The organism is Escherichia sp. E4385 (genome assembly GCF_963883145.1).
GTDB lineage: Bacteria > Pseudomonadota > Gammaproteobacteria > Enterobacterales > Enterobacteriaceae > Escherichia.
In genome coordinates, this window is record NZ_CAWOOJ010000011.1 from 89,817 (window position 1) to 115,610 (window position 25,794).

26 protein-coding genes are annotated in these 25,794 nt (G+C 50.1%); 17 read left to right on the forward strand and 9 right to left on the reverse strand.

Annotation, left to right across the window (positions count from 1 at the left end):
* Window positions 1-255 precede the first annotated feature (255 nt).
* The 7 genes from astC (at window position 256) to ves (ending at window position 7,870) form a co-directional block, all read left to right on the forward strand.
* Complete coding sequence (astC, locus tag AACS80_RS10325) at window positions 256-1,476, forward strand: succinylornithine/acetylornithine transaminase (protein ID WP_135410017.1); 1,221 nt, start codon at window positions 256-258, stop codon at window positions 1,474-1,476.
* Window positions 1,473-2,507 carry an arginine N-succinyltransferase gene (gene astA / locus AACS80_RS10330; RefSeq protein WP_135410016.1) on the forward strand — a complete coding sequence of 345 codons (1,035 nt, stop codon included), beginning with the start codon at window positions 1,473-1,475 and terminating at the stop codon, window positions 2,505-2,507. Before astC ends, astA begins: the two co-directional genes overlap by 4 nt.
* On the forward strand, window positions 2,504-3,982 hold the full coding sequence (astD, locus tag AACS80_RS10335) for a succinylglutamate-semialdehyde dehydrogenase (RefSeq protein ID WP_135410015.1): 1,479 nt from the start codon (window positions 2,504-2,506) through the stop codon (window positions 3,980-3,982). Before astA ends, astD begins: the two co-directional genes overlap by 4 nt.
* Window positions 3,979-5,322, forward strand: coding sequence for an N-succinylarginine dihydrolase (gene astB / locus AACS80_RS10340; protein ID WP_135410014.1), 1,344 nt, complete (start codon window positions 3,979-3,981; stop codon window positions 5,320-5,322). Before astD ends, astB begins: the two co-directional genes overlap by 4 nt.
* Entirely contained in the window at window positions 5,315-6,283 is a 969-nt protein-coding gene (gene astE, locus AACS80_RS10345) for a succinylglutamate desuccinylase (RefSeq protein WP_135410013.1), read from the forward strand. Before astB ends, astE begins: the two co-directional genes overlap by 8 nt.
* Before the next feature lie 328 nt (window positions 6,284-6,611).
* Window positions 6,612-7,097, forward strand: a complete 486-nt coding sequence (gene spy, locus AACS80_RS10350) for an ATP-independent periplasmic protein-refolding chaperone Spy (RefSeq protein WP_130208314.1) — start codon at window positions 6,612-6,614, stop codon at window positions 7,095-7,097.
* A gap of 197 nt (window positions 7,098-7,294) precedes the next feature.
* On the forward strand, window positions 7,295-7,870 hold the full coding sequence (gene ves / locus AACS80_RS10355; protein ID WP_131161167.1) for an environmental stress-induced protein Ves: 576 nt from the start codon (window positions 7,295-7,297) through the stop codon (window positions 7,868-7,870).
* On the opposite strand, the gene cho is transcribed toward ves, so the two are convergent.
* Window positions 7,830-8,717, reverse strand: coding sequence for an excinuclease Cho (gene cho, locus AACS80_RS10360; RefSeq protein ID WP_130259852.1), 888 nt, complete (start codon window positions 8,715-8,717; stop codon window positions 7,830-7,832). The genes ves and cho overlap by 41 nt on opposite strands.
* A gap of 234 nt (window positions 8,718-8,951) precedes the next feature.
* Entirely contained in the window at window positions 8,952-9,779 is an 828-nt protein-coding gene (gene nadE / locus AACS80_RS10365) for an ammonia-dependent NAD(+) synthetase (protein ID WP_135410012.1), read from the reverse strand.
* A 200-nt stretch (window positions 9,780-9,979) separates the two neighbouring features.
* On the opposite strand from nadE, the gene osmE reads away from it, so the two are divergent.
* The 7 genes from osmE (at window position 9,980) to chbG (ending at window position 15,875) form a co-directional block, all read left to right on the forward strand.
* Complete coding sequence (gene osmE, locus AACS80_RS10370) at window positions 9,980-10,318, forward strand: osmotically-inducible lipoprotein OsmE (protein ID WP_064529167.1); 339 nt, start codon at window positions 9,980-9,982, stop codon at window positions 10,316-10,318.
* A gap of 299 nt (window positions 10,319-10,617) precedes the next feature.
* Window positions 10,618-10,938 (forward strand): PTS N,N'-diacetylchitobiose transporter subunit IIB, encoded by a 321-nt coding sequence (chbB, locus tag AACS80_RS10375; RefSeq protein ID WP_000412160.1) that lies wholly within the window; start codon window positions 10,618-10,620, stop codon window positions 10,936-10,938.
* A gap of 81 nt (window positions 10,939-11,019) precedes the next feature.
* On the forward strand, window positions 11,020-12,378 hold the full coding sequence (gene chbC, locus AACS80_RS10380; RefSeq protein ID WP_130208308.1) for a PTS N,N'-diacetylchitobiose transporter subunit IIC: 1,359 nt from the start codon (window positions 11,020-11,022) through the stop codon (window positions 12,376-12,378).
* A gap of 53 nt (window positions 12,379-12,431) precedes the next feature.
* The gene (chbA, locus tag AACS80_RS10385; RefSeq protein ID WP_064529165.1) at window positions 12,432-12,782 is read left to right on the forward strand and encodes a PTS N,N'-diacetylchitobiose transporter subunit IIA; all 351 of its coding nucleotides are present in this window, start codon (window positions 12,432-12,434) and stop codon (window positions 12,780-12,782) included.
* Between the two features lie 7 nt (window positions 12,783-12,789).
* On the forward strand, window positions 12,790-13,632 hold the full coding sequence (gene chbR / locus AACS80_RS10390) for a transcriptional regulator ChbR (protein WP_171021440.1): 843 nt from the start codon (window positions 12,790-12,792) through the stop codon (window positions 13,630-13,632).
* A 119-nt stretch (window positions 13,633-13,751) separates the two neighbouring features.
* The gene (gene celF / locus AACS80_RS10395; RefSeq protein ID WP_130259850.1) at window positions 13,752-15,104 is read left to right on the forward strand and encodes a 6-phospho-beta-glucosidase; all 1,353 of its coding nucleotides are present in this window, start codon (window positions 13,752-13,754) and stop codon (window positions 15,102-15,104) included.
* 12 nt (window positions 15,105-15,116) lie between these two features.
* Window positions 15,117-15,875, forward strand: coding sequence for a chitin disaccharide deacetylase (chbG, locus tag AACS80_RS10400; RefSeq protein ID WP_135410011.1), 759 nt, complete (start codon window positions 15,117-15,119; stop codon window positions 15,873-15,875).
* A gap of 139 nt (window positions 15,876-16,014) precedes the next feature.
* Here the strand turns inward: chbG and katE are convergent, their stop codons facing one another.
* Window positions 16,015-18,276: a catalase HPII gene (gene katE / locus AACS80_RS10405; RefSeq protein WP_138183779.1), complete on the reverse strand. Its 2,262-nt coding sequence runs from the start codon at window positions 18,274-18,276 to the stop codon at window positions 16,015-16,017.
* A gap of 182 nt (window positions 18,277-18,458) precedes the next feature.
* Here katE and cedA point away from each other — a divergent pair, with 182 nt between their 5' ends.
* Complete coding sequence (gene cedA, locus AACS80_RS10410) at window positions 18,459-18,722, forward strand: cell division activator CedA (protein ID WP_130208300.1); 264 nt, start codon at window positions 18,459-18,461, stop codon at window positions 18,720-18,722.
* Between the two features lie 46 nt (window positions 18,723-18,768).
* Here cedA and tcyP read toward each other — a convergent pair whose 3' ends face one another.
* The 3 genes from tcyP to hxpB form a co-directional block, all read right to left on the reverse strand.
* Complete coding sequence (gene tcyP / locus AACS80_RS10415) at window positions 18,769-20,160, reverse strand: cystine/sulfocysteine:cation symporter (RefSeq protein ID WP_135491412.1); 1,392 nt, start codon at window positions 20,158-20,160, stop codon at window positions 18,769-18,771.
* Between the two features lie 132 nt (window positions 20,161-20,292).
* Window positions 20,293-20,883, reverse strand: a complete 591-nt coding sequence (locus AACS80_RS10420; protein WP_064529159.1) for a metal-dependent hydrolase — start codon at window positions 20,881-20,883, stop codon at window positions 20,293-20,295.
* Between the two features lie 161 nt (window positions 20,884-21,044).
* On the reverse strand, window positions 21,045-21,713 hold the full coding sequence (gene hxpB, locus AACS80_RS10425; RefSeq protein WP_130208296.1) for a hexitol phosphatase HxpB: 669 nt from the start codon (window positions 21,711-21,713) through the stop codon (window positions 21,045-21,047).
* Between the two features lie 146 nt (window positions 21,714-21,859).
* Here hxpB and AACS80_RS10430 point away from each other — a divergent pair, with 146 nt between their 5' ends.
* Window positions 21,860-22,396: a YniB family protein gene (locus AACS80_RS10430; protein WP_130224655.1), complete on the forward strand. Its 537-nt coding sequence runs from the start codon at window positions 21,860-21,862 to the stop codon at window positions 22,394-22,396.
* A 40-nt stretch (window positions 22,397-22,436) separates the two neighbouring features.
* Here the strand turns inward: AACS80_RS10430 and AACS80_RS10435 are convergent, their stop codons facing one another.
* The 3 genes from AACS80_RS10435 to pfkB form a co-directional block, all read right to left on the reverse strand.
* Window positions 22,437-23,297, reverse strand: a complete 861-nt coding sequence (locus AACS80_RS10435; RefSeq protein ID WP_130257723.1) for a fructosamine kinase family protein — start codon at window positions 23,295-23,297, stop codon at window positions 22,437-22,439.
* A gap of 104 nt (window positions 23,298-23,401) precedes the next feature.
* Window positions 23,402-23,689, reverse strand: a complete 288-nt coding sequence (gene ghoS / locus AACS80_RS10440; protein ID WP_135410008.1) for a type V toxin-antitoxin system endoribonuclease antitoxin GhoS — start codon at window positions 23,687-23,689, stop codon at window positions 23,402-23,404.
* Between the two features lie 101 nt (window positions 23,690-23,790).
* Window positions 23,791-24,720, reverse strand: coding sequence for a 6-phosphofructokinase II (gene pfkB, locus AACS80_RS10445; protein ID WP_135410208.1), 930 nt, complete (start codon window positions 24,718-24,720; stop codon window positions 23,791-23,793).
* Between the two features lie 286 nt (window positions 24,721-25,006).
* Here pfkB and AACS80_RS10450 point away from each other — a divergent pair, with 286 nt between their 5' ends.
* Entirely contained in the window at window positions 25,007-25,765 is a 759-nt protein-coding gene (locus AACS80_RS10450; protein ID WP_130208288.1) for a DUF481 domain-containing protein, read from the forward strand.
* Window positions 25,766-25,794: the final 29 nt, after the last annotated feature.

A 25,794-nucleotide genomic window follows, 5' to 3' on the forward strand; every position in this document is an offset into this window, starting at 1 on the left:
AATTCCAGAATTATATTTTACTTCTGCATAACATTGCGTTTTTTATTCTATTTATTCATCCACATGGCAAACATATTCACTTTATATGCACTTAAGGTGCATATTGTTCGGTTGTAACTCATTGATTTCCAGTTAGTGACCGTCATTTATGCACTTTTCCCCCTGGCTGGCATGAACCCTGCAATCTACATTTACAGCGCAAACATTACTTATTATTAACATATAAATAACGAATTATTTACTGTAGAGGTCGCTATGTCTCAGCCAATTACGCGTGAAAACTTTGATGAATGGATGATACCTGTTTACGCTCCGGCACCGTTTATACCGGTACGTGGCGAAGGTTCGCGCTTGTGGGATCAGCAGGGGAAAGAGTATATCGACTTCGCGGGTGGCATTGCGGTAAACGCATTGGGTCATGCGCATCCGGAACTGCGCGAGGCGCTGAACGAACAGGCGAGTAAGTTCTGGCATACCGGCAACGGTTACACCAACGAGCCGGTACTGCGACTGGCGAAAAAATTGATCGACGCCACGTTTGCCGATCGCATTTTCTTTTGTAACTCCGGTGCGGAAGCCAACGAAGCGGCGCTAAAACTGGCGCGTAAATTCGCTCACGACCGCTACGGCAGCCATAAGAGCGGCATCGTGGCGTTCAAAAATGCGTTTCACGGGCGCACGCTGTTTACCGTCAGCGCAGGCGGGCAGCCAGCCTATTCACAGGATTTTGCGCCACTGCCACCGGATATTCGTCATGCTGCATATAACGATATTAACTCTGCCAGCGCGCTGATTGATGACTCTACCTGTGCGGTGATTGTCGAACCCATCCAGGGGGAAGGCGGTGTGGTACCCGCCAGCAACGCGTTTTTACAAGGTCTGCGTGAATTGTGTGACCGCCACAATGCTTTGCTGATTTTTGATGAAGTACAAACGGGCGTCGGGCGCACCGGGGAACTGTATGCCTATATGCACTACGGCGTGACGCCCGATCTGTTAACCACCGCCAAAGCGCTGGGCGGCGGTTTCCCCGTTGGCGCTCTGTTGGCAACCGAAGAATGCGCCAGCGTGATGACCGTTGGCACCCACGGCACCACCTACGGCGGCAATCCGCTGGCCTCGGCGGTAGCAGGCAAAGTGCTGGATCTCATCAACACGCCAGAGATGCTTAACGGGGTTAAACAGCGTCACGACTGGTTTGTTGAGCGTCTTCATACCTTTAATCACCGCTGCGGTTTGTTCAGTGAAATTCGCGGCTTAGGTTTGCTGATTGGCTGTGTGCTGAATGCCGATTACGCCGGGCAAGCGAAACAGATCTCTCAGGAAGCGGCGAAAGCAGGCGTGATGGTACTGATTGCGGGTGGCAACGTGGTGCGTTTTGCGCCTGCACTGAATGTCAGCGAAGAAGAGATAACGACCGGACTGGATCGCTTTGCAGCTGCTTGCGAACACTTTGTTAGCCGAGGTTCATCATGATGGTCATCCGTCCCGTTGAGCGATCAGATGTCTCAGCGCTGATGCAGCTTGCCAGCAAAACGGGCGGCGGCCTGACGTCGCTTCCCGCCAATGAAGCCACGCTTTCGGCACGTATCGAAAGGGCAATCAAAACCTGGCAGGGCGAACTGCCCAAAAGCGAGCAGGGCTATGTGTTTGTGCTGGAAGAGAGTGAAACAGGTACTGTGGCGGGAATTTGCGCCATAGAGGTGGCAGTTGGGCTGAACGATCCCTGGTACAACTATCGCGTCGGCACGCTGGTCCACGCCTCAAAAGAGCTGAATGTCTATAACGCGTTGCCGACGCTGTTTCTCAGTAACGATCACACCGGCAGCAGCGAGCTGTGCACGCTGTTTCTCGACCCGGACTGGCGCAAAGAGGGCAACGGCTATTTGCTGTCGAAATCGCGTTTTATGTTTATGGCGGCTTTTCGCGACAAGTTTAATGACAAAGTGGTCGCGGAAATGCGCGGGGTGATTGACGAACACGGCTATTCACCGTTCTGGCAAAGCCTCGGTAAACGCTTCTTTTCGATGGATTTTAGCCGCGCCGATTTTCTCTGCGGCACCGGGCAAAAGGCATTTATTGCAGAACTGATGCCGAAACATCCGATCTATACGGACTTTTTATCCCAGGAAGCCCAGGACGTTATCGGTCAGGTTCATCCGCAAACTGCGCCCGCGCGGGCGGTGCTGGAAAAAGAGGGCTTTCGCTACCGCAACTATATCGACATTTTCGACGGCGGGCCGACGCTGGAGTGTGACATTGACCGCGTTCGCGCTATCCGCAAAAGTCGGCTGGTGGAAGTAGCGGAAGGACAACCTGCACAGGGAGATTTTCCGGCTTGCCTGGTCGCCAATGAAAATTATCACCATTTCCGCGTGTTGCTGGTGCGAGCCGATCCGGCGACCGAACGTTTGATTTTAACCGCCGCACAACTGGATGCCCTCAAATGCCACGCCGGGGAGCGCGTTCGTCTGGTGCGCCTGTGTGCAGAGGAGAAAACAGCATGACTTTATGGATCAACGGTGACTGGGTGACGGGCCAGGGCGCACAGCGCGTGAAGCGTAATCCGGTATCGGGCGAGGTGTTATGGCAGGGCAATGATGCCGATGCTGCTCAGGTTGAGCAGGCTTGTCGGGCCGCTCGTGCAGCGTTTCCGCGTTGGGCGCGGCTCTCTTTTGGCGATCGTCAGGTAAGAGTTGAACGATTTGCTGCACTGCTGGAAAGCAACAAAGCCGAATTAACGGCGATTATTGCCAGAGAAACCGGCAAACCGCGTTGGGAAGCGGCAACCGAAGTGACGGCGATGATCAATAAGATCGCGATATCAATCAAGGCGTATCACGCTCGCACGGGAGAGCAGCGTAGTGAAATGCCGGATGGAGCGGCGAGCTTGCGGCATCGTCCACATGGCGTGCTGGCGGTGTTTGGACCGTACAATTTCCCCGGGCATCTGCCTAACGGGCATATCGTTCCGGCGCTGCTGGCAGGTAACACGATAATCTTTAAACCCAGCGAACTAACCCCCTGGAGCGGCGAGGCAGTCATGCGTTTATGGCAGCAGGCAGGCTTGCCGTCGGGCGTGCTGAACCTGGTGCAAGGTGGGCGCGAAACCGGTCAGGCACTCAGTGCGCTGGAGGATCTCGACGGCTTGCTGTTTACCGGCAGCGCCAATACCGGCTACCAGTTACATCGTCAGCTTTCCGGTCAGCCGGAAAAAATTCTTGCCCTCGAAATGGGCGGCAATAACCCGCTGATTATTGATGACGTGGTGGATATCGACGCCGCTGTCCATCTGACTATCCAGTCGGCATTTGTCACTGCCGGGCAACGCTGCACCTGCGCCCGCCGTTTATTGGTGAAAAGCGGGGCGCAGGGCGATGCGTTTCTTGCTCGCCTTGTTGCCGTCAGCCAGCGGTTAACGCCGGGGAAATGGGATGACGAACCGCAGCCGTTTATTGGTGGGCTGATTTCTGAACAGGCCGCACAGCAGGTTGTTACTGCCAGGCAGGAACTGGAAGCATTGGGCGGGCAAACGCTGCTTGCGCCACGTTTGCTACAAGCGGGAACATCGCTGCTGACGCCGGGGATCGTTGAAATGACGGGTGTTTCAGGCGTGCAGGATGAAGAAGTGTTTGGGCCGCTACTTCGCGTATGGCGTTATGACACTTTTGATGGGGCGATAAAGATGGCGAATAACACCCGCTTTGGCCTCTCTTGTGGGCTGGTTTCCCCAAAACGGGAAAAGTTCGAGCAACTATTACTGGAAGCGCGGGCAGGAATTGTTAACTGGAACAAACCGCTTACCGGAGCCGCCAGTACAGCACCATTCGGCGGCATTGGCGCTTCCGGCAACCATCGCCCCAGCGCCTGGTATGCGGCGGATTATTGTGCCTGGCCGATGGCGAGCCTGGAGTCGGACTCGTTAACGTTGCCCGCAATGCTTAACCCCGGGCTGGATTTTTCCGATGAGGTGGCGCGATGAATACCTGGGAAGTCAATTTCGATGGATTGGTGGGGCTGACGCACCATTACGCTGGCCTGTCGTTTGGTAATGAAGCCTCCACCAGTCATCGTTTTCAGGTATCGAATCCACGACTGGCGGCGAAGCAAGGCTTACTGAAAATGAAAGCCCTTGCCGATGCGGGATTTCCCCAGGCGGTGATCCCGCCGCACGAGCGTCCGTTTATTCCGGTGCTGCGTCAGTTGGGATTCAGCGGCAGCGATGAGCAGGTACTGGAAAAGGTTGCCCGCCAGGCACCACACTGGCTTTCCAGCGTCAGTTCAGCATCGCCAATGTGGGTAGCTAATGCGGCCACGGTAGCGCCATCCGCCGATACGCTGGATGGCAAAGTACATTTCACGGTCGCCAACCTGAACAATAAATTTCACCGTTCGCTGGAAGCCCCCGTCACCGAATCGCTGTTAATCGCCATTTTTAACGATAAAGAGAAATTCACCATTCATTCGGCGTTGCCACAGGTGGCGATGCTCGGTGACGAAGGGGCGGCAAACCACAATCGCCTCGGCGGTCATTACGGCGAACCCGGTATGCAGATTTTTGTTTACGGGCGAGAAGAGGGTAACGGTACGCGGCCTTCCCGCTATCCGGCGCGGCAGACCCGCGAAGCCAGCGAGGCGGTAGCCAGGCTGAATCAGGTTAATCCGCAGCAGGTGATTTTCGCCCAGCAAAACCCGGACGTTATCGACCAGGGCGTTTTTCATAATGACGTGATTGCCGTGAGTAACCGTCAGGTGCTGTTTTGCCATCAACAGGCGTTCGCTCGCCAGGCGCAATTACTGGCAAACCTGCGTTCGCGGGTCAACGGCTTTATGGCGATAGAAGTACCGACGTCGCAGGTTTCCGTTCCGGATGCTGTCTCGACCTATCTGTTTAACAGCCAGTTGTTGAGTCGCGATGATGGTTCGATGATGCTGGTGCTGCCACAGGAGTGTCGGGAACACGCCGGAGTATGGCGTTATCTCAATGAACTCCTTGCTGCGGATAACCCGATAAGCTCACTAAAAGTTTTTGATTTGCGCGAAAGCATGGCGAACGGCGGAGGCCCTGCGTGCCTGCGTTTGCGCGTTGTGTTGACGGATGAAGAACGTCAGGCGGTGAATCCGGCGGTGATGATGAACGATACGCTGTTTAATGCGCTCAATGACTGGGTGGATCGTTACTACCGCGATCGTCTGACTGCTGCCGATCTGGCCGACCCGCAATTGCTGCGCGAAGGGCGGGAAGCACTGGATGCGTTGACTCAATTACTGAATCTCGGTTCGGTTTATCCGTTCCAGCGCGAGGGAGGGGGCAATGGATAATTTTCTTGCTCTGACCTTAACGGGTAAAAAACCGGTTATCACCGAGCGAGAAATCAACGGCGTTCGCTGGCGCTGGCTGGGCGATGGTGTGCTGGAACTGACGCCATTAACGCCACCGCAAGGCGCGTTGGTAATTTCGGCGGGGATCCACGGTAATGAGACGGCACCTGTGGAGATGCTTGATGCATTGCTTGGCGCAATTTATCACGGTGAAATTAAGTTACGCTGGCGCTTGTTGGCAATCCTCGGAAATCCCCCTGCGCTCAAGCAAGGAAAGCGCTATTGCCATAGCGATATAAACCGGATGTTTGGCGGACGCTGGCAGCAATTTGCCGAAAGCGGCGAAACCTGCCGCGCCCGCGAGCTGGAACAGTGCCTGGAAGATTTTTATCAGCAGGGGAAAGAGTCTGTTCGCTGGCATCTTGATCTGCATACAGCCATCCGCGGTTCGTATCACCAGCGGTTTGGTGTTTTACCGCAACGAGAAATTCCCTGGGACGAAAGTTTTCTGACATGGCTGGGCGCGGCAGGGCTAGAGGCGTTGGTATTTCATCAGGCGCCCGGCGGCACGTTTACCCATTTCAGCTGCCAACATTTTGGCGCACTGGCGTGTACGCTGGAGCTAGGCAAAGCACTGCCGTTTGGGCAAAACGATCTTCGTCAGTTTGCGCCAACCACCAATGCAATTGCTGCGCTGTTAGCAGGGGCAAGTGTCGGTATAGAGAGAAAACTGCCCCAGCGTTACCGGGTGGTTTCGCAGATTACCCGTCACACTGCTGCCTTCGAGTTGCATATGGCGAGCGAGACGCTGAATTTCACGCCGTTTAAGAAAGGAACGTTATTGGCGCAGGATGATGAGGAACGTTTTACCGTGACTCATGATATTGAATATGTGCTATTCCCCAATCCATTGGTGGCGTTGGGATTACGCGCGGGATTAATGCTGGAAAAAATAACCTAGCACTTGCCCGCAGAAAGGTTTCTGCGGGTATTTAATAACGACTTTCGGAATAATACGGATTAATCCTGGATGTTTGCTTTATTTATCGCCATTTATCAGGTATAGTCCTTCATAATTTCTGCAAAATCATTGTCTTGTAATATTTATTCATCACTTTCCTTCAATTTTTCTTTTTTTCTCCATAATTGGCGAAAAAATGTTTTTTATACTTTCATTGATTTACCGTTGCTCTGATTAATTGACGCTAAACTCAGTAAAGTTAATCTCGTCAACACGGCACGTTACTTAAGAAAGCCGTAACAAATAACTGAAAGGAAGGATATAGAATATGCGTAAATTAACTGCACTGTTTGTTGCCTCTACCCTGGCTCTTGGCGCGGCTAACCTGGCCCACGCCGCTGACACCACTACCGCAGCACCGGCTGACGCGAAGCCGATGATGCACCATAAAGGCAAGTTCGGTCCGCATCAGGACATGATGTTCAAAGACCTGAACCTGACCGACGCGCAGAAACAGCAGATTCGTGAAATCATGAAAGGCCAGCGTGACCAGATGAAACGTCCGCCGCTGGAAGAACGCCGCGCAATGCATGACATCATCGCCAGCGATACTTTCGACAAAGCAAAAGCTGAAGCGCAGATTGCTAAAATGGAAGAACAGCGCAAAGCTAACATGCTGGCGCATATGGAAACCCAGAACAAGATTTACAACATCCTGACGCCGGAGCAGAAAAAGCAATTTAATGCTAATTTTGAGAAGCGTCTGACAGAACGCCCAGCGGGAAAAGGTAAAATGCCTGCAACTGCTGAATAATCTTTCAGCCAAAAAACTTAAGACCGCCGGTCTTGTCCACTACCTTGCAGTAAGGCGGTGGACAGGATCGGCGGTTTTCTTTTATGCGCCTGTGCCTGTCATTTTTGCGAAAACGTTAAGGTAAATCATACGAGTTGCCGATAACAATCCACGGTTGCCTGAGCGATAACAATGAAAAGAGCATGCCCGGAGCGAGTATGGAATACTTTGATATGCGTAAAATGTCGGTGAACCTGTGGCGAAACGCTGCCGGTGAAACTCGTGAGATCTGTAGTTTTCCCCCTGCGAAACGTGATTTTTACTGGCGTGCCAGCATTGCGTCCATTGCGGCCAATGGTGAATTTTCTTTATTTCCTGGGATGGAAAGAAGTGTGACGCTGCTGGAAGGCGGTGAGATGCTTCTTGAAAGCGCAGACCGTTTTAGTCATACCTTAAAGCCGTTACAGCCTTTTGCTTTTGCGGCGGACCAGGTGGTAAAAGCGAAACTGACGGAAGGGCTGATGTCGATGGATTTCAACATTATGACGCGCCTGGATGCCTGTAAGGCGAAAGTCAGAATTGCCGATCGCACGTTCACCACTTTTGGCTCACGCGGCGGGGTGGTGTTTGTGATTAGCGGGGCATGGCAACTGGGCGAAAAATTGTTAACCACCGACCAGGGCGCGTGCTGGTACGATGGCAAACACACCCTGCGGCTTTTGCAACCGCAAGGCAAACTGCTGTTCAGTGAAATTAACTGGCTTGCAGGCCATTCACCGGATCAAGTTCAGTAATTTCATAACGACTGGAAAGTAGTGGTTTACAAAGAATTTTATAACCATCGTGATCGAATCCGGCAGGCGTACGGATCAACGTTGCCGCCTCTTCCAGCGAATTAACTGCCCCCAGCCACAGCCAGTTATGAATAATATGGTATTGGGTCATTTCCGGGTGCTGTTCTTTCAACGCAACCGCCCCTTGCCACGGCCAGCAGATCACCCGCAAACGTTCCAGCGACTGGAGCAGACGTTGAGCATGATCTTCATGGCTCTCTTTTCCGCAGCACGCTCCGGCGCAACGTTTTAGCGCCGACCGAAAGCAAGCACGACCGCGGCTTAACGGTTCCAGCCCGAGCAGGCCATAACAGAGCTTTTGTTCATCGGCGATTGTCTGTAATGCCTGTAATGCCGAGCGGCGATTGGCAAACAGGCCAAACAGGTTTGGCGCAGTAGAAAAATCCACGTCTTTGGCGTACACCACATCTACGCGTTTTTCATTCAGTTGCAGGGCGCAGAGCTGACGATTGCGGCGCAACCGTTTATTAAACAAAGGCTGTTGCTCTTTGATTAGACGCGCTTCAAGGAGCAGAGCGCCGATTTCGCCCGCGGTACATATCCAGCTAATGCGTCGGGATTGTCGCAGCATGGCCGCTTCATCCGGGGTACGTAAATGGGAAAGGACGCGGCTGCGGATGTTAACGCTTTTGCCGATATAGAGCGGCATAGTGTTACTTTCACCATGAAACAGATACACACCGGGTCGGGTGGGTAAGTCAGTAAGAAATGAACGTAAATGTTCGGGATATTCATAAATTGCCGCCGCTTCAAATTCGAGCCGCGGGGAAGTTAAACGCCGTACCACTGTTTACTCCGAGTGCTGGTCATTTATCCAGTATAGCGGGTGGGTGGCGATTAAAAAAGAGGCAAGGCCGATGACAAATGTAAACTGCCAGATGCGCTACGCTTATCAGGCCTACTCGATTCCTGCAATGTATTGAATTTGCAAAGTTTTGCAGGCCGGATAAGGCGGTTACGCCACATCCGGCATGAATAAAGTATTTGGTGTCGACAATCTCAGGCGGGGAGGCCGCACTGTTTATTTTTTCCAGAAATCATCGAAAACCGTAATGGGTGGGCGGCGTTTATGCTCGGTTTTCAGATACCAGTTCTCAATCGTTCTGGCGACCTGTTCCGGGACATTTTTCCCTTCCAGATAGTCATCGATATTTTCATACGTTACGCCGAGCGCGACTTCATCTGGCAGTGACGGGCGGTCATCTTCCAGGTCGGCTGTTGGGGCCTTCTTATAGAGATGCTCAGGGCAACCTAACGCCGCCAGTAACTGTTTACCCTGACGTTTGTTCAGACGATACAGAGGGTTAATGTCTGTGCCACCATCACCATATTTAGTGAAGAATCCAGTAATGGCTTCTGCCGCATGATCGGTGCCAACTACGACGCCATTAGTCATACCCGCAATGCTGTATTGCGCTTTCATCCGCTCACGTGCTTTTTCATTGCCACGCACAAAATCGCTCAGTTCGATACCCGCTTCCCGCAATGCCTGTTCGCTGGCGAGTACCGCGCCCTTGATATTGACGGTTAATACGCGATCCGGCTGAATAAAGGTAATGGCGTCCTGGCAATCTTGTTCGTCGGCCTGAACACCGTAGGGCAGGCGCACGGCGATAAATTGCAGTGATTCATTACCGGTTTCCTGGCGCAGTTCATTAATTGCCATCTGACACAACTTACCGGCAAGGGTAGAGTCCTGACCACCGCTAATGCCGAGTACCAGTGATTTAATGAACGGGTAGGTTTGTAGATAGCTTTTCAGAAAATCGACGCTACGACGAATTTCCTCTTCAGCATTAATCTGCGGTTTTGCGCCCAGCGCCTTTATTATTTGTTGCTGCAATGTCATTGAACCCCTCCAGACAGAAAAATAAAACTTCCTTAAAGCTAACCCGTTGCTACAGAAACGACAAGCGACAGCAGGTTGAATGGTGGTTAAAACGTCATACAGGAATCCTCTGAAAGCGAAACCGTTTCGCTCTCAGGCTTGAAAAAGCCCCCGATGTATTCCAGGCTTATCTAACACGCTGATAAACAAGAGGACGGAATATGAACAAGAATATGGCAGGAATTCTGGGTGCAGCGGCGGTATTAACCATGCTGGCAGGTTGTACGGCGTATGATCGTACCAAAGACCAGTTTGTACAGCCTGTGGTGAAAGACGTCAAAAAAGGCATGAGCCGGGCGCAGGTTGCACAAATTGCGGGTAAACCTTCGTCTGAAGTGAGCATGATCCATGCTCGTGGTACTTGCCAGACCTACATTCTGGGTCAACGTGATGGTAAAGCAGAAACCTATTTTGTCGCGTTAGATGATACCGGGCATGTGATCAATACCGGCTATCAGACCTGTGCCGAATACGACACTGATCCGCAGGCTGCGAAGTAATTCCTTCATCTGAAAGCTTGAGTCACAACGAAAACCGGCCATTGTGCCGGTTTTTTTATGCGCGTGTTCTTATTTGTTGACGCGAATTATTTAACCGAAATGTGAAGGTGGTCATAACAGCAGGTCAAGGAGAGACAATTTGTATAGTCAAAGAAATACTATTGCTCAGGTCAATACCGTATACTCTTTTCAGCCACCAAAAAAAGTCATGTTGGTTTCGCAAGTTACCCAGAGCATGGAAGCAGGTGAAGGCTTGCGGAGTGTCTGGCTGACAGATAATCGTTGATGAGGGCAGTTTTATGGAAAAGAAACACATTTATCTGTTTTGTTCTGCGGGCATGTCTACCTCTTTACTGGTATCAAAAATGCGCGCTCAGGCAGAAAAATATGAAGTTCCGGTCATTATTGAAGCATTTCCAGAAACGCTGGCTGGTGAAAAAGGGCTGAATGCCGATGTCGTTTTATTAGGGCCGCAGATTGCTTATATGTTGCCCGAAATTCAGCGTTTGTTACCCAACAAACCGGTGGAAGTAATTGACTCGTTGTTATATGGCAAAGTCGATGGTTTAGGCGTGCTTAAGGCTGCAGTTGCAGCAATTAAAAAAGCCGCAGCAAATTAATTTTTAAATTTTCCCGTCAAAGAGTTATTTCATAAATCTATACCGCAATATTTGAGTTGCGGTTTTTAAGGGTATTTTTCTATGAGTAATGTTATTGCATCGCTTGAAAAGGTACTCCTCCCTTTTGCAGTTAAAATAGGAAAGCAGCCGCACGTTAATGCAATCAAAAACGGTTTTATTCGCTTAATGCCGTTAACCCTCGCAGGGGCGATGTTTGTATTAATTAATAACGTTTTCCTTAGCTTTGGGGAGGGGTCGTTTTTTTATTCCTTAGGTATTCGCCTCGACGCCTCGACCATTGAAACACTCAATGGTCTGAAAGGTATTGGCGGAAATGTTTATAACGGAACATTGGGGATTATGTCTTTAATGGCACCGTTTTTTATCGGCATGGCGCTGGCAGAAGAGCGTAAAGTCGATGCGCTGGCAGCGGGATTGTTATCCGTTGCGGCGTTTATGACCGTCACGCCTTATAGCGTCGGCGAGGCTTATGCCGTCGGCGCTAATTGGTTAGGCGGCGCGAATATCATCTCCGGGATTATTATCGGCCTGGTGGTGGCAGAAATGTTTACCTTTATTGTCCGCCGCAACTGGGTAATTCGACTGCCCGATAGCGTACCTGCGTCGGTATCGCGTTCTTTCTCTGCATTGATTCCCGGCTTTATTATTCTTTCCGTGATGGGGATTATTGCCTGGGCGCTGACGACCTGGGGCACAAACTTCCATCAGATCATTATGGATACTATCTCGACGCCGCTGGCATCGTTGGGCAGTGTGGTCGGCTGGGCGTATGTGATTTTTGTTCCACTGCTGTGGTTCTTCGGTATTCACGGCGCGCTGGCGCTGACTGCACTGGACAACGGCATCATGACGCCGTGGGCGTTGGAAAACATTGCGACCTACCAGCAATATGGTTCCGTCGAAGCGGCATTAGCTGCCGGTAAGACCTTCCATATCTGGGCCAAGCCGATGCTGGACTCCTTTATTTTCCTCGGTGGTAGTGGCGCGACCCTGGGCCTGATTTTGGCTATCTTTATTGCTTCTCGCCGTGCTGATTATCGTCAGGTGGCAAAACTGGCTCTGCCGTCAGGCATCTTCCAGATTAACGAACCGATTCTGTTTGGTCTGCCGATTATTATGAACCCGGTGATGTTTATCCCGTTTGTGCTGGTACAACCGATTCTGGCGGCAATCACCCTGGCGGCATATTACATGGGCATTATTCCACCAGTGACCAACATTGCGCCGTGGACCATGCCAACCGGTCTGGGGGCCTTCTTTAACACCAACGGTAGCGTCGCCGCCTTACTGGTCGCACTCTTCAACCTCGGTATCGCCACGCTGATTTATCTGCCATTTGTTGTGGTGGCTAACAAAGCACAAAACGTGATTGATAAAGAAGAGAGTGAAGAAGATATTGCTAACGCGCTGAAATTTTAATCGATATCGGCACAGGTAACGCTGTGCCGGGTAAGGAAAGTGAGGAACTGAGTATGATGGATCTCGACAATATCCCGGATACGCAAACCGAAGCCGAAGAACTGGAAGAAGTGGTGATGGGGCTTATCATCAACTCCGGGCAGGCGCGCAGTCTGGCGTATGCGGCGCTGAAACAGGCAAAGCAGGGCGATTTTGCGGCAGCAAAAGCGATGATGGATCAGTCACGAATGGCGTTGAATGAAGCGCATCTGGTACAGACGAAACTGATTGAAGGCGATGCGGGCGAAGGTAAGATGAAAGTGAGTCTGGTGCTGGTCCACGCTCAGGATCATTTAATGACCTCAATGCTTGCACGTGAACTAATTAGCGAATTAATTGAGCTTCATGAAAAATTGAAGGCATAAGGAGTTGATGATGCAGCCAGTGATTAACGCGCCGGAAATTGCCACAGCCCGTGAACAACAACTGTTTAATGGCAAAAACTTCCATGTGTTTATCTACAACAAAACTGAGAGTATCAGTGGGCTGCATCAACATGACTATTATGAATTCACCCTGGTGTTAACGGGTCGTTATTACCAGGAGATAAACGGTAAACGCGTGTTGCTGGAGCGGGGCGATTTTGTCTTTATTCCGTTGGGCTCGCACCATCAAAGTTTTTATGAGTTTGGCGCCACGCGTATATTAAATGTTGGGATCAGCAAACGTTTTTTTGAGCAGCATTATCTGCCGTTGTTGCCTTATTGCTTTGTCGCATCACAGGTATACCGGACCAATAGCGCTTTTCTCACCTATGTGGAAACGGTCATCTCTTCACTGAATTTCCGTGAAACCGGGCTGGAAGAGTTTGTTGAGACAGTGACTTTTTATGTTATCAACCGCTTACGTCATTATCGTGAAGAACAGGTAATTGATGATGTGCCTCAGTGGCTGAAAAGCACGGTTGAAAAGATGCATGATAAAGAGCAGTTTAGTGAAAATGCGTTGGAAAATATGGTGATACTGTCGGCGAAATCGCAGGAATATTTGACGCGTGCGACCCAGCGATATTATGGCAAAACGCCAATGCAAATTATTAATGAAATTCGCATTAATTTTGCCAAAAAACAACTGGAAATGACCAACTATTCGGTAACAGATATTGCATTTGAAGCCGGTTATAGTAGCCCCAGTCTGTTTATTAAAACGTTTAAGAAATTGACCTCGTTTACACCCAATAGCTATCGTAAAAAATTGACTGAATTTAATCAGTAGCCATTGTATCAGAACACTAAATTTACATGCTTGCTCTGTATAACCTGGTGTTTCCGGGTTATTCCTGACTTAGCGGCAGGCACGACGAATATCAGTATTTCCTAATGAAGGGAGAAATTATGAGCCAGAAATTAAAAGTCGTCACTATTGGTGGCGGGAGCAGCTATACCCCGGAATTACTGGAAGGGTTTATTAAACGTTATCACGAATTGCCGGTGAGTGAATTATGGCTGGTGGACATCGAAGAGGGTAAAGCGAAGCTGGATATTATTTTCGATCTCTGCCAGCGGATGATTGATAACGCTGGTGTACCAATGAAGCTTTATAAAACGCTTGATCGCCGCGAAGCATTGAAAGATGCCGATTTCGTCACCACCCAGCTGCGCGTAGGTCAATTACCAGCACGCGAACTCGATGAACGTATTCCGTTAAGTCATGGTTATCTCGGCCAGGAAACCAACGGTGCAGGTGGCCTGTTTAAAGGTCTGCGTACTATTCCGGTGATTTTTGACATAGTCAAAGATGTTGAAGAACTCTGCCCCAATGCCTGGGTGATTAACTTTACGAACCCAGCGGGAATGGTCACCGAAGCCGTTTATCGTCATACCGGATTTAAACGCTTTATCGGCGTGTGTAATATTCCGATTGGCATGAAGATGTTTATCAGCGATGTTTTAGCGTTGAATGAGAACGATGATTTATCTATCGATCTGTTCGGGCTGAACCACATGGTGTTTATTAAAGATGTTCTGGTAAATGGCAAGTCTCGCTTTGCCGAATTGCTTGATGGTGTGGCATCCGGGCAGTTAAAAGCGTCTGGTGTAAAAAATATTTTCGATCTGCCGTTTAGCGAAGGCTTAATTCGCTCACTGAATCTGTTGCCGTGCTCGTATCTGCTTTATTACTTCAAGCAAAAAGAGATGCTGGCGATTGAAATGGGTGAGTATTATAAAGGCGGCGCACGTGCACAGGTGGTACAGAAAGTCGAGAAACAACTCTTTGACCTGTATAAAAATCCGGACCTGAAAGTTAAGCCGAAAGAACTGGAACAGCGCGGCGGGGCATATTACTCAGATGCGGCGTGTGAAGTGATTAATGCTATCTACAACGACAAGCAAGCGGAACATTACGTTAATATACCGCATCATGGGCATATTGATAATATTCCGGCAGACTGGGCGGTAGAAATGACCTGTACACTGGGGCGCGATGGCGCGACGCCACATCCACGCATTACACACTTCGATGACAAAGTGATGGGCTTGATTCATACCATCAAAGGTTTTGAGATTGCCGCTAGTCACGCAGCCCTTAGCGGTGAATTTAACGATGTGTTACTGGCGCTCAACCTTAGCCCGCTGGTGCATTCCGATCGTGACGCGGAACTGCTGGCAAGAGAGATGATTCTGGCGCATGAGAAGTGGTTGCCAAACTTTGCTGACTGCATTGCAGAACTCAAAAAAGCACATTAACTGAGGCTGATTATGGAACGCTTACTGATTGTTAATGCCGATGACTTTGGCTTAAGTAAAGGCCAGAACTACGGCATTATCGAGGCCTGTCGTAATGGTATTGTCACCTCAACGACGGCGCTGGTGAATGGGGAAGCTATCGACCATGCGGTGCGGTTAAGTCGTGATGAGCCGAGTCTGGCAGTTGGGATGCACTTTGTCCTTACACTGGGTAAGCCGCTGACTGAGATGCCTGGGCTGACCCGGCAAGGTGTGTTGGGGAAATGGATCTGGCAGCTGGCAGAAGATGATGCCTTACCACTGGAAGAAATTTCCCAGGAACTCGCCAGCCAGTATCTGCGATTCATTGAATTGTTTGGCCGCAAACCAACACATCTTGATAGTCATCATCATGTGCATATGTTCCCGCAGATTTTCCCGATTGTGGCGAAGTTTGCGGTTGAAGAGGAGATTGCGTTGCGTATTGATCGCCAGCCAGTATTTAACGACGGTGATTTACCCGCAAATCTGCGCAGTTCACAGGGCTTCAGTAGTGCATTCTATGGTGAAGAGATCAGTGAATCACTGTTCCTGCAAGTGTTGGATGATTCCAGTCATCGCGGTGAACGCTCACTGGAAGTGATGTGCCATCCTGCGTTTGTCGATAATACAATTCGCCAGAGTGCTTACTGTTTCCCACGGTTAGCGGAACTGGATGTGTTAACGTCGGCGTCGTTGAAGTATGCCATTGCCGAGCGTGGTTATCGGTTGGGTAGTTATCTGGATGTGTAGGTAAGGCTGTTTTGCCGGATGCGGCGTAAACACCTTGTTCGGCATACAATATATTGAAATTTCAAAGCATTATGAGCATCCGGTAAGCCTGATAAGCGCAGCGCATCAGGCAAAGGTGGCGCAATTGCGCCACCCATATTTACGCCGGAATTTTGTCAATCTTAGGCATACGTGACCAGACGCGGTGCGCCGCCATTAGCGTTAACAGTTCATCCATAAAACTACCGTCGGCGCTGTCGGCTTCCACAACCCCTTGTTCACCTTTGTCATCCACCTTAATTGTCGCTTTGAACTTGCGGGCGTCTCCCGCCAGCGCAATCGGTTTAAGGTGTTTGTAGGCTTCCATCAGGTAATAGTTCGCATCGGCGTTGTCTGCGATATCCGCAATATTACCGCAAGGGACAATGACCGCATCCACCGTCAGCGAAGGCGCTCCGGCAAAGGTAGCAGCAATTGGCAATACTGTGCCGTCGTCGGCGGTCACTTCGCCCATCCGTGAATAAAGCAGTTTGGCATGAACGCCTTTGGCTTTCAGCGCCTTGAGAATGGCCAGCAGGTCTGCCGATCTCACTTCATCATTAAGCAAAATCGCTACCACACGGCCTTTGACATCACCGTCAGGAATGGCATACAGGCTTAATGTCGGGGCATTTTTCAGACCGTTGATGTCTGGTGGCGGGGTAATATTCAGTTGCTCATCAGTCAGTTCGATACCGAGATTTTCCGCCACAGCCTGCGCCAGAGTGAGATCGATATGTGCCAGTTGATCAACGACGCGTTCACGAATATACGGACGAGCAACTTTACTCAATTCAAAGCTGAAAGCGTCGATAATGTGGCGCTGTTCAAACGGCGTCTGGCTTAGCCAGAACAGACGCGGATGGGAATAATATTCGCCAAACGATGGGCTGCGTTCGCGGACTTTGTTGCCTTCAACACGTTCCTGGTATGATTCAAATCCGCCGCGTTTCGGCCCCGGCGGTGTTTCGCGCGGCCAGTTGTCGTTGATCGAGTTTGGTTCGTAGTTTGCCGGATTGGTGTCGATTCCCATGCGGTGCATGCCGTCACGCTGGAAATTATGGTAAGGGCAGATCGGGCGGTTAATCGGAATTTCATGGAAATTTGGCCCACCAAGACGACTAATTTGTGTATCGGTATAAGAGAACAAACGCCCCTGCAATAACGGGTCGTTGGTGAAATCCAGACCGGGGACAATATGCCCTGGATGGAAAGCTACCTGTTCGTTTTCGGCAAAGAAGTTATCCGGGTTGCGGTTAAGCACCATTTTGCCGACGCGCTGTACTGGCACCAGTTCTTCCGGAATAAGTTTGGTTGGATCGAGAAGGTCGAAATCAAACTTGAATTCGTCTTCTTCCGGGATTAACTGGAAGCCCAGTTCGTATTCCGGGAAATTGCCTGCTTCAATGGCTTCCCACAGCTCACGGCGGTGGAAGTCCGGGTCACGTCCGGTGAGTTTCTGCGCTTCATCCCATACCAGCGAGGCTTTACCTGCCAGAGGTTTCCAGTGGAAACGCACAAACGTCGCTTTCCCTTCGGCATTAATCAGGCGGAAAGTGTGGATGCCGAAACCTTCCATCGTACGGTAGCTGCGCGGGATCCCGCGATCCGACATCGCCCATATCACGTTATGCAGCGTTTCCGGTTGCAGGGAAACATAATCCCAGAATGTGTCGTGGGCGCTACCTCCCTGTGGGATCGCCCAGTGCGGTTCCGGTTTTACCGCATGAACAAAATCGGGGAATTTATGCGCATCCTGAATAAAGAAGATCGGCGTGTTGTTGCCGACAAGGTCAAAAATACCCTCTTCAGTATAGAATTTGGTGGCAAAACCGCGAATATCACGCACGGTATCTGCCGAGCCAGCACCACCCTGAACGGTCGAGAAACGGACAAATACTGGGGTGATTTTGTTCGGGTCAGACAGGAAGTCGGCTTTGGTAATATCGCTTAAGTTTTTATACGGCTGGAAATAACCATGAGCCGCAGATCCTCGCGCATGAACAATACGCTCCGGGATACGCTCATGGTCAAAGTGAGTGATCTTCTCGCGCAGAATAAAATCTTCCAGCAGCGTTGGACCACGGCTACCGGCACGCAGTGAGTTTTGATCGTCAGCGATGCGCACGCCCTGATTGGTGGTCAGCGCATAATTTTCACTACCTTTACGTACATCTTGCAGGGAATTGAGTTTTTCATTACGCGTATCAGGGGCTTTCAGACTGCCTGGCGCGGTAGGCTGCGCGCCTGGCGGGGTCGGTTCAGCCGCTGGGCGATGAGAGCCGTCCTCAGGTGCCAGTGAGTCCATTCCTGGTTTCGCTTCGTTCGAGTCGTGCAGGGGGGACTGGTGCTGATGTGGGGTCTTTTCGTTATGTTGCGACATTGAACTCGTCTCCTTATTTCATTGCTGAAAGGGCCGCTTTTTTGGTCAAAAAACCCTCTAACTATAGACCATCGGGGATGTCTCGCTCTGGAGGTGGTGTCGGCGAAAGTATTTGAAGATGTACGCAAAGCAGGACGGACGTGGGCTAAATCGGCTAAACTACATTTTTTCTGATTTTTAATATGCGTTTAGTGAAGCCAGTAATGAAGAAACCGCTACGTCAGCAAAACCGCCCGATTATTAGCTATGTCCCGCGCACGGAACCTGCGCCGCCGGAGCATGCAATTAAAATGGATTCGTTTCGTGATGTCTGGATATTACGTGGCAAATATGTAGCGTTTGTTCTGGTGGGGGAGTCATTCTTGCGCTCACCGGCGTTTAGTGTGCCGGAGGCGGCCCAGCGCTGGGCGAATCAGATTCGACAAGAGAATGAGGTCGAAGAATAAAAAAACGCCTGTCGGGATGACAGGCGTTTTGCGTTATAAGCCAGGGTTAACGGTGAGCCAGTTCGGCGTCATCTTCGCTATCCAGAATGGATTTATCGGTCTGCTTCAGCCACTGGCTGGTCAGTGTACCTGCGGTCATAGAACCGCTGACGTTCAGTGCCGTACGGCCCATATCGATAAGTGGTTCAACGGAAATTAACAATGCCACCAGCGTTACCGGCAAGCCCATTGCAGGGAGTACAATCAGTGCGGCGAATGTTGCACCGCCACCAACGCCTGCAACACCTGCTGAACTCACAGTGACGATACCAACGAGTGTCGCAATCCACATTGGGTCCAGCGGATTAATGCCAACCGTAGGCGCAACCATCACTGCCAGCATTGCCGGATACAGCCCGGCACAGCCGTTTTGACCAATGGTCGCGCCGAAAGAGGCGGCGAAACTGGCTATGGATTCAGGAACACCCAGACGACGCGTTTGTGCTTCTACATTCAGCGGAATAGACGCAGCACTGGAGCGACTGGTGAAGGCAAACGTCAGCACTGGCCAGACTTTACGGAAGTATTTCAGTGGGCTTACGCCATTAATACCCAGCAGAATGCCATGCACTGCAAACATAATGATAAGACCGAGGTAGGACGCGACAACGAAGCTACCCAGTTTAATGATGTCTTGCAGGTTGGAGCCAGCAACGACTTTGGTCATCAGTGCCAGAACGCCGTATGGCGTCAGTTGCATGACCAGGCGAACCAGTTTCATCACCCAGCTTTGCAGCGTATCGATAGCGGTTAAGACTCGTTCACCTTTCGGCGCATCATCTTTCAGCAGTTTCAGTGCTGCAACGCCCAGGAAAGCCGCAAAAATTACCACGCTGATAATTGACGTCGGATTGGCACCGGTCAGATCGGCAAACGGGTTTTTCGGGATAAAGGACAAGACAAGCTGCGGAACGCTCAGGTCAGAGACTTTACCGACATAGTTGCTTTCGATAGCGTTCAGACGCGCAGTTTCAGCGCCACCCTGAACCAGCCCCTCAGCTGTCAGACCAAACAGATTAGTGACCAGTACACCGACCAGCGCCGCAATCAGCGTGGTAAACAGTAGCGTACCAATAGTCAGAAAACTGATTTTGCCTAGTTGAGACGCGTTATGCAGACGGGCAACCGCACTTAAAATGGAGGCAAATACCAGCGGCATGACGATCATTTGCAGTAGCTGAACATAGCCGTTACCGACAATGTTAAACCACTGAACAGAATCTTTAAGTACCTGGCTGTCAGAACCATAAATGGTATGCAGGGCAAGGCCAAAAACCACCCCTATCACCAGACCTACCAGCACTTTTTTGGCCAGACTCCACTGTTTGTGGCGGGTTTGGGCCAGCGCAAACAGCAGCACAACGAACACTATGATGTTCGCAATTAATGGAAAGTTCATCCCCGTTCTCCTGATCTTATTATTTCTATCGCTACGCAGTAGCCATAGTGTTGAAGCAAGATTAACAGAACTGTGAGCTGGCTCTTATATTCAAATGGAATGGCTTATTCCAGAAAAGCGATTTTTGTTTTTTTAGTATTCAACCTGATGCTTAATAAGGCGATGAAACTCGATCTGCAAGGTATTAATCATTTGCGATGACCAACGCACGGCACTGTTTTCGGGCAGTGAATGGGGCATCCACACTGACCAGACAAACAACGCCATGCAGAGAAAACGTTCTAACTGGTTGCCTTTTTGTGGAACCAGAATTGGCAGACGGAAACGCCATCGGCACGGCCAGAGTAGGGGAACGCCAGCAGGGGTCAGCATATCAGCAAGAATATGACTCAAATAACCGAGAACCATACCTTGCAGAGCATCAGCTGGAATAAACCAGCTTTCCGGAACTTTCAGATAAAAGGTCGCCAGTAGAGCAAACACCGCCAGCAGACTGTGGGTGAAGCCACGGTGACCAAAAGCGCGGGCAATGGGTTTTGATATCCACTTTAATCGCTGCCCAAGAAACGACTTTGGATGGTCAATATCCGGTAACAGACAAGTTAATATTGCGGAAGGGACAATATGCCACCAGTCACCCTGTGCCAGCACGGGTGTAAGCTCGGCATTTTTAGCAAACACCGCACAAGCAATAGAAAAGAGGAGGTGACCTTCCGCCGTCATGATAAAACTCACTAAACTGTCGATACGTACAGTATAGGGTTTTTGTACAGTGCGCGGAAGTGGTGACGGTGTAACTCTTCATCATAATATGATGATAAAATCATCAGTTGAACGTGATTTCAGATAAGCAACCAGGGGCCGTGTCACCACGCCCCTTTTTATTAGCCGAGGAGGTCTTTCGTGGTGAGTTCTGTCAAGGATGAAAGTTTTACATTCGCCAACACAAAACGTGGATCATTTTGCGCTTCTGGTGCAGGAACGACGATGGAGCGCATTCGTGCTGCCTTCGAGGCGATCATGCCATTAACAGAGTCTTCCAGCGCCACGCAGGCGATTGGGTCAACGCCCAGTTTTGCTGCGCAGTCGAGATAAACCTGCGGATGTGGCTTGCTATAAGGCAATTTTTCGGCGGAGGCGAGGGCATCGAAACTGTCACGTAGGTCAAACATGGCCAGCACTTTTTCAAGCATATGCAGCGGTGACGCTGAAGCCAGGCCAACCAATAAGCCCTGCGCTTTACATAAAGCAACGGCTTCTCGCACGCCAGGCAGTAGTGGACGCGTCTCTTCAACCAGCGAAATGGCACGGGCAATTACCCGATCGACCACTTCCTGACGACTCGGTCCATTCCACGGTTGCCGGGCATACCACAGATCAACCACCATATCGATGCGTAAACCTAAGGTGTCCGGTAGCTCATTACGACGGGAGATGTCCACCCCCAGGCTTGCCATCACATCCAGTTCGGCCCGATCCCATAATGGTTCGGAATCGATAAGTAATCCATCCATATCAAAAATTGCAGCAAGAATCTGTCGTGGGGTTGACATTACAACCTCTCCTTTAGAGCATTATGTGTAAGGTATTAAGCAGTGCTTATGATTAAGCGCCTATCATATCGCCTTTAAAGAATGGGCGAAAACAGATATCTACAGGTAAACTAAGTGAATCGACGCGTCTTAATCAAGGAGAACTCATGACGTATCAACAAGCTGGACGCATTGCTATTTTGAAAAGGATTTTCGGTTGGGTGATTTTTATACCAACACTTGTTTCCACGTTGATTTCCTTGCTGAAGTTTATGAATACCCGGCAAGAAACCCAGGAAGGCATTAATGCGGTAATGCTCGACTTTGCCCATGTCATGATCGATATGATGCAGGCGAATACGCCTTTTTTGAATCTGTTCTGGTATAACTCGCCGACGCCCAATTTTAATGGTGGTGTGAACGTTATGTTCTGGGTGATCTTTATCCTGATTTTTGTCGGTCTGGCGTTGCAAGACTCTGGAGCACGCATGAGTCGTCAGGTGCGCTTCTTGCGCGAAGGCGTTGAAGATCAACTCATTCTGGAGAAGGCTAAAGGGGAAGAGGGGTTAACGCGTGAACAGATCGAGTCGCGCATTGTCGTTCCACGCCATACTATCTTCACGCAGTTTTTTTCACTCTATATCCTGCCGGTCATTTGTATTGCTGCGGGATACGTGTTCTTTTCTCTGCTCGGTTTCATTTAATACAAAGGCCGCGCGGTGCGGCCATTATCATCGACTCCCGTCACGCGGCTAACAATCTATCCAATGATTGTTGAGCAATAACCAGATGTTGACCACCAAACAACCTTGCACGGTTTAGCAAAGTGTAAAGCTGGTAAATCGGTTGGCGTTCGAGGAAATCGATCGGTAGCGGTGACACTGATTGATAACCATCATAGATTTGCGGAGGCTGTTCGGTATGTAGCGGCAACATCGCCAGATCGCACTCTCTGTCGCCCCAGTAACAAGCAGGGTCGAAAATATACGGACCATTCGGACCTAGCGCACAATTCCCTGACCATAGATCGCCGTGTAACAGTGATGGTTGCGGCTGATGTGAGGCCAGGCGCTGCTGGATATGCTCGACGATGGCGTCGATATTGCCGAAGGCGATCCCTTTTTCTGCTGCCAGCTCCAGTTGCCAGCCAATCCGTTGTTCAGCAAAAAACGTTGACCAACGGCGTTGCCAGGTATTGGGTTGAGGGGTAGTAGAAAGGGCGTTATCGAAATCGAGGCCAAATTGTGGCTGGTCGCTCCATTGATGTAGATGCGCAATTTGCTGCCCTAAAATAAAGGCGTTATGTGCATCCAACGGCCGAGGAGGGAGATAATCCATCACCAGAAAACTGTAGTCACGGTCAGCGCCAACTGCCCACACCCGGGGTACGGTGACGGTTTTACTGCGAGACAATAACTCCAGTTGGTCGGCTTCGGCGGTAAAACCGGGAAGCAATTCTCTTTCATCACATTTGACGAAAAAGTCACGTCCTGCATAGCGCAAATGCCATGCGGCATGGACTTCCCCGCCAGGCAGTTCATTACGCAGTTCGATTTCGCCTTCACCTAACTGCTCGCTCAAAAGACGACTGATTACCTGCCACATGATGTCTCTCCCATGCTGTCTGCCAGATCATAAGGTTAGCGCAAGAATAAGGTGTAAAAACACGAGCTAACGCACACCACAGACTGATTATTGCCCAAAAATCTTTATTTGTTGCTATTCCATTCCTCCCAGGTTGTGATCCTTATCTCGGAGTCTTTGCCTGTAGCACTCTGGGCGAGTCCGGCAACGAGTTCTCTTATCTCATCTTCGTTTTGCGTACTGATAAGTCCAAAGGTATTCGTCCCGAGTTCATGGATATTCCCATCATCGTCTGTCATGGTCAGTGAAAAGCCATCGCGTGTCAGAAAGTTATTTAACTCATTAATTTCAGTTAATGTATCTTCATGCAACATGACGGTAATGACATAACGGACAAGATCGCCACCAGCCATAATTCACCTCTTTGTTATCACGTGATTTTTTAGCATAGTCGCAGAAACGCATTGCTGACAGGTTTGTGGTGATTCCCCCAACCGAGGGGGGAATGTCTCGATTAGCGGGAAAGGTAAGCGTAAATTTTTTGTGTATCGTCATGGGAGCACAGGCGTGTTCCTTGATTGAGTGTTGCGGCACTACCGGCAGCCACGCCAAAACGAACCATTTCATCAAGCGAGGCATTTTCTGCCAGCTTCAGCGCCATAGCCCCAACCATACTGTCGCCAGCACCGACGGTACTTTGGCTTTTTAGCGGCGGTGGCACAACCTGAATGCAGTTTTCGCTATCTACCCCCAACGCTCCTTGTGGACCAAGGGAAACGACGACCCGTTTGGCCTTACCACTATTAACAATTTCCTGCGCGGCTTTACGCACATCATCGGGTTGAGTGAGTTCGCGACCTACCAGTGCGCTGAGTTCTTTTTGGTTAGGTTTAACTAACTCGATATTGCCAATCGCCAGTGCTGCGCTTAAGGCTTCGCCGGAACTGTCGACGATGCAGCGTATTCCTTGTTTTTGCGCAGCAGAAAGAAGCTGCGTTAATTTTTCCAGTTTCACGCCTGGTGGCAGGCTTCCACTAATAACCAGAATAGCCCCAGACTCGATTTCCAGAACTTGTTCTTCAAGTTGACGAAATTCATCTTCGCTTAAAGCTGCGCCGGGCATGACAAAGCGATACTGCTCACCGCAGGATTCCACATGTACATGCAGATTCTGGCGGGTCCAGTCCTTCGCTTCGACAGTGGCAACAGGGACATTTTCATCGGCCAGCAGAGCGACGAGATGTTCGCCGGTCGCGCCGCCGGCCGGGAATATAGCCGTCGCGCTCCCGCCCAGATGAGCAATAGCGCGAGCGACATTAATACCGCCACCACCTGGTTCAAACACGGGGGCAGTACAGCGCAGTTTTCCTTCGGGGTAAATTTGCGGGGTAATTGTTGCGCTATCGAGAGAGGGCGCAAGTGTCAACGTATAGATACGTACCATCATTTCCTCCTATAGGCTGATTTCAGTCTGGCACTGAATCAGTGGAAAGTGAAGGAATTAACAATATGATTTATTAGATATTTATATAAAATTAATAAGGTAAAGATATATAAATAAATATCTGTTTTCGCAACGCGCTTATTCAAAAAATGAAATAAGAAGTCATTGCTAAGTTTTTCACTCCTTTTTATAATTTGTCACCTTTCCAGGGACGCTACTCTTTGATCCTTAAGAAAGTTTCCGGGACCGCGATGGTCTCTTTTTTTGTTGTACGGACTTTTAATAAATGAAGCTTTTGAAGACAGTTCCTGCCATCGTTATGTTGGCGGGGGGTATGTTTGCGTCTCTGACTGCAACTGCCGATGATTCCGTTTTTACTGTCATGGACGATCCTGCCAGCGCAAAAAAACCTTTCGAAGGTAATCTGAATGCAGGTTACCTTGCACAATCAGGCAACACGAAAAGTTCCTCACTGACGGCTGATACCACTATGACTTGGTATGGGCAGACGACTGCCTGGTCGCTGTGGGGAAATGCCAGCAATACTTCTTCTAATGATGAGCGTTCTTCGGAAAAATATGCAGTTGGTGGGCGTAGCCGTTTTAATTTAACTGATTATGACTATCTGTTTGGTCAGGCAAGTTGGCTGACAGACCGTTATAACGGCTATCGGGAACGAGATGTATTGACTGCGGGTTATGGTCGCCAGTTTTTAAATGGCCCGGTACACAGCTTCCGCTTTGAATTCGGTCCTGGCGTGCGTTACGACAAATATACCGATAATGCCAGTGAAACGCAGCCGCTGGGGTATGCCTCCGGAGCTTATGCGTGGCAGTTGACCGACAACGCTAAATTTACCCAGGGTGTATCGGTTTTTGGTGCTGAAGACACTACGCTGAACTCGGAAAGTGCATTAAATGTTGCCATCAATGAACATTTCGGTCTGAAGGTGGCCTACAACGTTACATGGAACTCTGAACCGCCTGAGTCTGCGCCGGAACATACCGATCGCCGCACCACGTTATCGCTGGGCTACAGGATGTAATAATGTGCCGGGCCGTGTTCTGCGGTCTG